This window comes from Bradyrhizobium sp. Leo170 (assembly GCF_004296405.1).
In the GTDB taxonomy this organism is placed as follows: Bacteria; Pseudomonadota; Alphaproteobacteria; order Rhizobiales; family Xanthobacteraceae; genus Bradyrhizobium.
The window spans coordinates 21,698-28,258 of the sequence record NZ_PSRR01000082.1 but is presented as its reverse complement, the minus strand read 5'-3'; the positions used below and the strand labels follow the sequence as shown (position 1 = coordinate 28,258).

7 protein-coding genes are annotated in these 6,561 nt (G+C 62.1%); 3 read left to right on the top strand and 4 right to left on the bottom strand.

Features of this window, described 5'->3' with window-relative positions:
- Positions 1-36: 36 nt before the first annotated feature.
- Genes CWO89_RS48855 through CWO89_RS16355 form a run of 3 tightly spaced genes read right to left on the bottom strand, consistent with a single transcriptional unit; the run spans position 37 to position 2,235 of the window.
- Positions 37-159 carry a hypothetical protein gene (locus CWO89_RS48855; protein WP_283813534.1) on the bottom strand — a complete coding sequence of 41 codons (123 nt, stop codon included), beginning with the start codon at positions 157-159 and terminating at the stop codon, positions 37-39.
- 18 nt (positions 160-177) lie between these two features.
- Complete coding sequence (locus CWO89_RS16360; protein WP_130579814.1) at positions 178-1,677, bottom strand: 4-hydroxyphenylacetate 3-hydroxylase family protein; 1,500 nt, start codon at positions 1,675-1,677, stop codon at positions 178-180.
- A gap of 27 nt (positions 1,678-1,704) precedes the next feature.
- Complete coding sequence (locus CWO89_RS16355; RefSeq protein WP_245476330.1) at positions 1,705-2,235, bottom strand: flavin reductase family protein; 531 nt, start codon at positions 2,233-2,235, stop codon at positions 1,705-1,707.
- Between the two features lie 243 nt (positions 2,236-2,478).
- Between CWO89_RS16355 and CWO89_RS16350 the strand changes: the two genes are divergently transcribed.
- From CWO89_RS16350 to CWO89_RS16340, 3 genes are all read left to right on the top strand, one after another.
- The gene (locus CWO89_RS16350) at positions 2,479-2,994 is read left to right on the top strand and encodes a MarR family winged helix-turn-helix transcriptional regulator (protein WP_165421189.1); all 516 of its coding nucleotides are present in this window, start codon (positions 2,479-2,481) and stop codon (positions 2,992-2,994) included.
- Between the two features lie 144 nt (positions 2,995-3,138).
- On the top strand, positions 3,139-3,720 hold the full coding sequence (locus CWO89_RS16345; protein ID WP_130579812.1) for an amino acid synthesis family protein: 582 nt from the start codon (positions 3,139-3,141) through the stop codon (positions 3,718-3,720).
- A gap of 23 nt (positions 3,721-3,743) precedes the next feature.
- A complete protein-coding gene (locus tag CWO89_RS16340) occupies positions 3,744-4,940 on the top strand; it encodes an amidohydrolase family protein (RefSeq protein WP_130579811.1) in 1,197 nt (398 codons plus the stop codon).
- On the opposite strand, the gene CWO89_RS16335 is transcribed toward CWO89_RS16340, so the two are convergent.
- Entirely contained in the window at positions 4,937-6,439 is a 1,503-nt protein-coding gene (locus CWO89_RS16335; protein WP_207234497.1) for a 4-hydroxyphenylacetate 3-hydroxylase family protein, read from the bottom strand. The genes CWO89_RS16340 and CWO89_RS16335 overlap by 4 nt on opposite strands.
- Positions 6,440-6,561 lie beyond the last annotated feature (122 nt).

The following is a 6,561-nucleotide window of genomic DNA, read 5'->3' as shown; positions in this document are numbered from 1 at the left end:
CGAACCGAAGCAGGCGGGTGCGGCTGCCGCGCCTGTTCACCTCATCCAGGCGCCCGAGAGGATCTTCTGCTGGATGCCGGCCGGATAGCCCGGGGGCGTCTCCCACCCGCTGGACATATCAATGGCGCGGAATTCGTCGTGAAGCTTGTTGATTGCCATTTTCGACTTTCCTGAAGTTTAGGCGACCGCCCGGGACGATGAAGCCGGTTTTTGGTCGTTGGTCAATTCGTCCGCGAGATCGTAGCTCGACAGCATCTTGTCGAGCAATGCCGCCGACTTCTGCCAGTCGTAGGTGCGGAAGGCATGCCCCTTGGTGACGAAGGTCGCACCGGCATAGAACATTTCGTATTGCGCGTGCCGCGAGGCGAATTCCGATCCAACCGCATCCCAGGCGAGCTTGTAGAACTTCACCTTGTCCACGGCGCCGGCCGCCGGCGACTGCTGGGTTTTGCCGATCAGCTTGGCCAGATCCGGATTGTCGAAATCCTTCACGGAGGACGGCAGCATGATCATGCCTCCGCCGGCAAGCTCGCGCAGCGCGTTGATGATCTTGGCATAGAGCTGCTGCGTCATGGTCTGCGCCCCGTAGAGCATCTGCCGATCCGGCACGAAATAGGCGCCGCGCTGCTGGCCCTTGGTCTCCATCGCGACCATGAACGCTTCCACCATGCTGACTTCGGCCGCGAGCTGGCCGAGCGTCTCCTTCACCTGCGGAAAACCGATGATGCCATTGGTTTCCGCGATACGGTGCGCGATTCCCGCAAGGAAGCGCAACTTGATCGAAAGCCGGATCATGGCCTGATAGTTCTGGTAGACATGCGCCGGCGTGACATGGAACTGCTTCTGGCACATCGCGATGTCATCGACGATGAACACCCGGTTCCAGGGCACCTTGACGTCGTCGAAATACAGAACCGCATCGTTCTCATCGAAGCGGCTCGCCAGCGGGCTGTCGAACACTGCCCCCGCCGCCGCCTCGTAGGATTTGCGCGAGAGAATCTTCAACCCCTCGGTGTTCATCGGGATCGCAAAGGAAATCGCATATTTTTCATCGCCCGGCTGCAACGGCTGGATGCAGGTGACGAACACCTCGTTGGCCATGATCCCGCCGGTCGCCAGCATCTTAGCGCCGCGGATAGTGATGCCGTCGTCGTCGCGCGACACGATGCCCGCGGTCAGGTACGGATCGGCCTGCCCGGCGGCGCTCTTCGAGCGGTCTGCCTGTGGATTGATGATGACGTAAGTCAGATAGAGATCATTGTCGCGAGCGTAGCGATAATAGTCCGCAAGCGCCTTGGCGCGCTCCTTGTCATAGGCTTCGAAGACCTCGAGCCCCATATACATGCCCGCGATGCATGAGGCGACGTGGTCCGGCGCGCGGCCCATGAAGCCGGCATGCAGCTCGGTCCAGGCCTCCAGGCCGCGCCGGCGCCGGACCAGCGCGTCGTAGCTGCCGGGCAACTCCCAGATGCGATTGGCGCGCGTGCCGGTATCGGTCTCGAACGTCATCAGATCGCGATTTTCCGGCGCGCTCTGGAAGTCGAACATCCGACCGACCGAGGCCACCGCGCCGCGGAACGCCGGGTGCGTGGTAACATCGGTCACCAGTTCGCCATCAAGATAAACTTCGCGTCCGTCGCGTAGGCTCGCAATGTGCTGTGCGCCAGTCTTGATCATGAAGGCCTCGAGATTCCATGGATGGATTCAGTAGTGCATTGGAAGCGGCCATTCCGGGCTGCTTTCGGTTCCGGCAAGGCTGCGATAGGCCCCACCAAAGAATATAAGCGGTTCTTTGGGAGGATGGGCGGAAAACCGCATGACCCTCCCTACGAAGATCACATGGTCACCTCCGTCATACTGCGCATAAGGCACGCATTCGAAATGCGCCAGCGCTCCGGCGAGCAGCGGCGCCGACATATGGCCGATCGTGTGCTCCACCGCGGTCCATTTGTCGCCGAGCGCCCGGGCGAACTGGTTCGACAGATGCTCCTGATCGTGGCCCAGGATGTTCACGGCGTAACCCTTAGCCTCCGTCATCGCGGCCAGGCTGAATGCCTTGCGGTCGATCGAGAACAGAATCAGTGGAGGATCGACCGAGACGGAATTGAACGAGCTCATGGTCAACCCGATTGCGCTTCCGTCGCCGGCCTGCGCGGTGATGACGGCAACCCCAGTGGCAAACTGCCCCAACGCCCGGCGGAAGGCACGCGCATCGATATCTGTGGTTGCAGTCATCAGGAGATCATGAGCCTTAATTAGCTTTATAACAAAGCTATATTATCGAGGCAAAAAGACCGCTGTCAAGCAAGCCGATGCCGAACTTTGCGGCAGCGCAACGCAAGCTGTTCGCGCTTGTGCGTTGTATCGCGGCGCAACAGCGAGGAATTCATGCCGAGGAAGGCACGATCACGGACGGCCAAAACCAATCGGAAGGCACAAAAGCCTGGAATTGAGCCAACGATCTCGATCCCGCATTTGATGGTTGATGGGTCCGACCGGGCCTTCCGACACTTCATTCACGATGCGCTCGCCGTTTTTACAAGGTTGCAGGCGGTACGGAGTCAGCTCGGCGCAGTGATCGGTCTGTCCGGAACGCAGTATACGGTGCTGATTGCGGTCGCACATCTGAGCGGCGAGGACAGGAAGATTGGAGTGAACCAGGTCGCCGAACATCTGCATTTCAGCGGCGCGTTCGCCACAATCGAGATCAACAAGCTCGTCGCCAGGGGCCTTGTCCACAAGGACGCCGACTCGGAGGATCGGCGACGGGTCATCCTCGCGGTAAGCCCGAAGGGCCGAACCCTGCTCAGCGAGTTGGCGGCGGTACAGCGTCCGGTCAACGACATGCTGTTTCGCGGGTTGTCGGCAACCGACTTCCGAAAAATGCGCAAGCTGATGACCGGCATGGTCGATGCCGCGGACGAGGCCGCACACCTGATCGAGAATACATTGCGTGGCCGCCAACGCGCGCTGTGGGATCGTGAGGCTTCCTGACTGGGCTACTACCCCAACCCCTTGCGGCCCGTCATCCACATCGGGTTGCACCCTGCCATGCTCTCGCTTCGTAACTAAGCTATTGCCCAAACATATTTGATGCGGCAGGATTTGTGGCGGCAGTTTTGGGAGAGACCATTTAAAATGAAACTCGATGTCAGACGCCTGCTTTGTTTCACCGATCACAAGGAGGTCGAGGCTGGCCAGCGCCACGCCAGGCCGCTGCGCCGCGTTGCCGCGGTCGCGATCATCCAGAATCCCTATGCCGGCCGCTACGTCGAAGACTTGTCCGAAGGGACGGCTGCCAGCGCGGAGATTGGAGCAGTGCTGGCCAAGCTGGCGATCGAGGCGCTCGGGCCGCACAAGGCTGAAAGCTATGGCAAGGGCGGCGTCGTCGGCCTCGGCGGCGAACTCGAGCATGCCAACGCCTTGCTGACCACGACCTTTGCGACGCCGCTACGGGAGGCCGTCGGCGGCGCCAAGGCCTGGATCCCCTCCTTCACGAAACTCGCGGCGCCTGGGTGCCTGATCGATGTTCCATTGGCCCATAAGGACGCCCTTTACGTCCGCTCACACTACGACGGCGTCTCGGTGACGCTGCCGCCGGACGCGCCGGCCGCCGACGAAATCGCGCTGATCGTCTGCCTCGCCAATCGCGGCCGCCTCAGCGCGCGCGTTGGAGGCCTATCCGCCGACGCCATCGTCGGCGAGGACGGACTGCACTGACCCTAGCGAGACGGAAACACTCCATGCGCACCGCGATCGTCAATATCGGCACTATCGTTACGGGCGACCGCGCCATTCCCTTCGCGAAGGGCGACGGCATCCTGATCAACGACGGCAAGATCGTCGAGATCGGAACGCTTTCTGCTGACGCGGTCGCAGCTTGCGACGTGGTGATTGATGCCGCGGGAACGACGGCGATGCCCGGACTGATCGACAGCCACGTGCACATCACGTTCGGCGATTACACCCCGCGCCAGCGCATCGTCGGCTATCTCGAAAGCTATCTGCACGGCGGCACGACGACGGCGATCACCGCATCGGAGGTGCATGTGCCGGGCCGGCCGAAGGATGCGGCCGGCGTCAAGGCGCTGGCGCTGGCGGCGCGGGCCTGCTTCCTGGATTATCGTCCCGGCGGCGTGCGGGTTCATGCCGGCTCGGTCATTCTCGAGCCTGGCCTCACTGAAGGTGATCTCGAGGAACTCGCAGGTGCCGGCATCTGGCTCGCCAAGGCTGGGTTCGGCGCATTTGCCACGCCATTCGACTATGCACCGTTGATGCTGGCGGCGCGACGATTGGGCATGGTGACCACCATGCACACCGGCGGCTCGTCAATCCCCGGCTCGTCAGGCATCTGGGCCGAGCATGTGCTGGCGTCCAATCCCACCGTGTCCTTTCACGTCAATGGCGGTCCGGTGGCGATGCCGGAGGCGGGCTTCGCCCGGCTGGTCAACGAGAGCACCATTGCCTTGCAGCTTTGCACCGCGGGCAATCTGCGCACCGCGCTGCTGACGGCCAAACTGCTCGATGATGCGGGGCAGCCGGAGCGGCTGTTGATTGCCACCGATACACCGACCGGAAGCGGCATCATGCCGCTCGGCATGTTCTACACGATCAGCCACCTCGCAAGCCTCGGCGGCATGCCGCCGGAACAGGCGATCGCCGCGGCCACCGGCAACAACGCGCGCGTCTATCGGCTCAACACCGGCCTGCTGCAGCCCGGCAAGGACGCCGACGTGCTCCTCATCGATGCCTGCGCCGGCGGCTCGCAGGATGACGCCTTGTCGGCATTGCGTAACGGCGACGTCCCCGCGGTATCAGCCGTGTTGACGGCGGGCGTTCCGCGTTTTGTGGGTCGCAGCCGCAACACGCCGGCGGGCATCCGCAATGTGCGCGTCGCGGAAAACCGCCTGCCCCGCGACTTCTCAGGCGCCGCGCATTAATTCTCGAAATCCGGCAACCGGTACTTGCTCGCCAATCGGTCGGCGAGGCCAGAGGCGCGATCCCAGTCATAGGTGCGATAGCTGTGGCCGCGGGTGACGAACTGCGCACCGGCGTAGAACATCTCGTATTGCAGATGGCGCGAGGCGAATTCCGAGCCGACCGCATCCCAGGTCATTTTCAGCATCTTGACCCGCTGCTCGCCGCTCATCGCCGGCGAGATCTGAGTGAGCGAGATGATGTCGGCCAATTCCGGATTGGCGAAATCCCGCACCGATGACGGCAGCATCAACAGCGCCCCACCGGCCAATTCACGGATAGTGCTGATGATCTGCGGATACATTTCCTGCGACTGGACCTGCGCCGCATAAAGCAGATGCTTGTTGGGCAGGAAATATTCGCCGCGCATGGCGCCGCCGGCTTCCATGCCGAACACCATGCCCTCGATCAGCGCGGCCTGCGACGCGAGCTTGCCGAGCGTATCGACCACCGGCGGGAAATTGATGGTGCCGATGGTCTGCGCAATGCCGCGCGCCAGGCCGACCAGAAACCGCAGCTTGACCGAAAGCCGGATCTGCGCCTGATAGTTCTGATAGATGTGCGCCGGCGTATCGTGGAGCTGCGCCCGGCACATGTCGGTGTTGCGCAGCAGGAAGACGCGTTCCCACGGCACCTTGACGTCGTCGAAGAACACCAGGGCATCGTTCTCGTCGTAGCGATAGGCCAGCGGATTGTCGTATTCGCTGACCGCGTGCGCCTCGAACGACTTTCGCGACAGCATTTTCAATCCCTTGGTGCCCATCGGCAGCGCACAGGAAAATGCCAGATGCTCCTCACCCGGCCGGAGCGGCTGGCCGGAGCCCACAAACAGCTCATTCGCCATGATCGCACTGGTGGCAAACAGCTTGGCGCCGCGAATGGTGATGCCGGAAGCGTCCTCGTCGACGATACGGGCCACCATGTCCTCGGCGCCCTTGCCCTGACTGCCAAACGCCTTGGAGCGGTCGCCCTGCACGTTGTTGATGACGTAAGTCATAAACAGGTCGCTCTTGCGGGCGTAGTCGAACCAGTCGCGAAACGCCTGAGCGCGCTTCGGGTCATAATTTTCGAAAACCTCGATGCCCATCATCATGCCGGACATCGAAGACGCGACGTGGTCCGGTGACCGGCCGAGATAGCCGCATGACAATTCGGCCCACTCCACCAGCGCCTTTCGACGCTCGACCAGATCCTCATAGCTCCTCGGGAGCTGCCAGGCGCGGCTGATGCGCCGGCCGCCGCCGACGTCAAAAGTCATCCGCTCCAGATTGTCGGGATGCGCCTGATAATCGTACAGCACACCGGCCGACTCGACGGCATGACGGTAGGCAGGATGCGTCGATACATCGGCGACGCGCTCGCCGTCGAGAAAGACCGCCCTACCGTCCCGCACGCTTGCGACGTGCTCGGCGCCGTTCTTGACCAAACCGCCCGCAGCCGCCCCGGATGATGCCTCGTCCATCGCGATCCCCAAAAAAGAACATCGAACAAATGGCACCTCGTGCCAGCCCGATGCAGGATTAGATAGCTAATATCCGAAGCTATTATGGACTGAATGTCAAGGCGGCATTAAACGCTGTGCCC

Coding starts and splice junctions, on each gene's coding strand:
- CWO89_RS16355 (WP_245476330.1), bottom strand. CDS start 2,235: ATGACTGCAACCACAGATATCGATGCGCGTGCCTTCCGCCGGGCGTTG.
- CWO89_RS16345 (WP_130579812.1), top strand. CDS start 3,139: ATGAAACTCGATGTCAGACGCCTGCTTTGTTTCACCGATCACAAGGAG.
- CWO89_RS16340 (WP_130579811.1), top strand. CDS start 3,744: ATGCGCACCGCGATCGTCAATATCGGCACTATCGTTACGGGCGACCGC.
- CWO89_RS16335 (WP_207234497.1), bottom strand. CDS start 6,439: ATGGACGAGGCATCATCCGGGGCGGCTGCGGGCGGTTTGGTCAAGAAC.
- CWO89_RS16350 (WP_165421189.1), top strand. CDS start 2,479: ATGGTTGATGGGTCCGACCGGGCCTTCCGACACTTCATTCACGATGCG.
- CWO89_RS48855 (WP_283813534.1), bottom strand. CDS start 159: ATGGCAATCAACAAGCTTCACGACGAATTCCGCGCCATTGATATGTCC.
- CWO89_RS16360 (WP_130579814.1), bottom strand. CDS start 1,677: ATGATCAAGACTGGCGCACAGCACATTGCGAGCCTACGCGACGGACGC.